Genomic DNA, 533 nt, shown 5'->3' with positions numbered 1-533 from the left:
CCAGGCCGGGGAACGGTTCGGGCAAATGCCGGTAGGCATTGGGGTCGAACACCTTGGTCTCGACTGAGTCAACGAGGCAGCGCTCCAGCATTGCAGTGATGCGCTCGCGGTTCATCGTGCCGAGCATGCCAATGAAGACAATCTCCTGACGCCTATCGCCATAGACGGGGTCGAACTTGGCCTTCACCCGTGCGCGAACCTCAGCGTCGTCCGGCCAGCGTGACTGCGGTACCGCCACCCACCAAAGTCCCAGCGGCTTGGTCGTGGCCAGCGCGCCGGCGACGCTGAATTCCCCCACCCATTCGGGACGCGTCGCCATCCAGAAGTGGCCCTTGGCACGGATCACGCCGGGCAGCGGGGTTTGCAGAAACTCGTTGAAGCGTTCAGGCACTAGCGGACGGCGCGCATGCCAGACGAAGCTGGTCACGCCGTATTCGGAATCCTCTGGCACGTGATCAGCAAAGCCGTACAGCTCCCTGAACCACATTGGATGCTGGTGCGCCTTCTCAAGATCAAACAGGCCGGTGTCGAAC

Annotated in this window: 1 protein-coding gene; it reads right to left on the bottom strand. The window is 62.5% G+C overall.

What is annotated here, in order from left to right:
- Positions 1–533: GTP-binding protein (locus DY467_RS25425; RefSeq protein WP_164639817.1), on the bottom strand; the 533-nt coding region annotated here is incomplete at both ends.

Source organism: Rhodopseudomonas sp. BR0G17, assembly GCF_010907025.1.
Taxonomy (GTDB): Bacteria; Pseudomonadota; Alphaproteobacteria; order Rhizobiales; family Xanthobacteraceae; genus Rhodopseudomonas; species Rhodopseudomonas palustris_H.
This window is presented reverse-complemented; position numbering and strand designations above follow the sequence as displayed.